Source organism: Okeania sp. SIO2B9, from assembly GCF_010672505.1.
In the GTDB taxonomy this organism is placed as follows: domain Bacteria; phylum Cyanobacteriota; class Cyanobacteriia; order Cyanobacteriales; family Microcoleaceae; genus Okeania; species Okeania hirsuta.
Genome location: NZ_JAAHGK010001576.1, coordinates 1 through 1,489, shown reverse-complemented (window position 1 = coordinate 1,489; position 1,489 = coordinate 1). Strand labels below are relative to the sequence as shown.

Below are 1,489 nucleotides of genomic sequence, written 5' to 3'. Positions count from 1 at the left end.
CCAAACCAATTTATTCAATAACAGGACTTACACACGGACACTAATCAAGTCAGGGTTGATGACTTTCAGCCCTACATTTACGGTGGCATTGCGGAGCAATATTGACCCATATTTTTGCATTGAAAAAAGTAGAAAAGAGACAAATATTGCCCCGCAAATCCCAATTTAATTAATGCTCAAAAATATCTTTATACTGCAATAAATCTAATCCCACAAACACGGGTAAACATTCAAAACACTGTTGTGCTAATTCCCATCTTTCCTCTCGTTTCAACATTTTAATTAACTTCTCTTTGACACTCAATAAATACCGCACATCATTAGCAGCATAACTCAATTGTTCCTCCGTTAAATTTTCTGCATTTCCCCAATCAGAACTTTGAGCAGATTTATCTAACTCTACTTTTTCTAATTCCATTACTAAGTCTTTTAAACCATGTTTACCTGTATAAGTTCGTGCCAACTTACTGGCAATTTTGGTACAGAAAATTGGGGAAACTTTAATGTCTAAATGATGCTGCAACATTGCTACATCAAACCTAGCAAAATGAAATATTTTAACTATTCCAGTTGCCTCCATTAATTGTTTTAAATTCGGTGCTTCTTGTTGCCCTTTTTCAATCCGAATTGCTGTAACTTTGCCTTGAGCATCGCATAACTGGACTAAACATAAGCGATCGCGCCAGGGCAACAATCCCATAGTTTCTGTATCCACTGCAATACTATCTGCTTGCAAATAATCAGATAATATGGCCTCCGTTAAATCGCGATCGCATACTTGAAAATCACTCATTACTCACTTGATAATTACTAATATTTTTTAGACTGAACAATTATATCAAATTTGCTTGCTTTTGCGTCAGTCCAGTAGGGTGTGTTAGCAAAGCGTAACGTACCAGACACACTTAAATGTTGCTACAAAAAAATCAGGTTCAGTAGGGTGTGTTAGCAAAGCGTAACGTACCAGACACACTTAAATGTTGCTACAAAAAAATCAGTCAAACCTTGCTATAACAAAAGTTATACCAAAAAATCTAATGCACACTTTTAGCTGTGTCAGTCTACTACGACTGGACTGTGGGATGGTGCGTTACCGAATAATTAATAATTAATAATTAATAATTAAATAATTCGCGCCTTGAAACCTCCCCTTTTAAGGGGAAAAAAGCGGTCGATCTTCGTAGCTTCCCGAAGGGTGGGATGGCGATCTTCGGAGCGGGTCTGCAAGAACGGGTCTCCTCGCCATATCCAATTGACTAAGAGAAGAAATAATATTTCCTTATATTCAATTCCGTAACGGTTTTAACCAGAGGTAATTATCAATTATCCATTATCAATTAATGAATAACGCACCCTACTGGGTATAAGAATACCAATTTTCATCTCTTCCATTCATCCACCAACTTAACCATTCAATGCCGAAAGCATTTACGAAGAAATCAAATAACCCTGTAAATGACACCGCGATGATTGGGTCTAATTCTCGGCT

General features: G+C 37.0%; 1 protein-coding gene. It reads right to left on the bottom strand.

Annotated elements, in window-relative coordinates; translation table 11 throughout:
- Positions 1 to 169 precede the first annotated feature (169 nt).
- Positions 170 to 793 (bottom strand): ribonuclease H-like domain-containing protein, encoded by a 624-nt coding sequence (locus F6K13_RS32790; protein WP_124143280.1) that lies wholly within the window; start codon positions 791 to 793, stop codon positions 170 to 172.
- Positions 794 to 1,489: the final 696 nt, after the last annotated feature.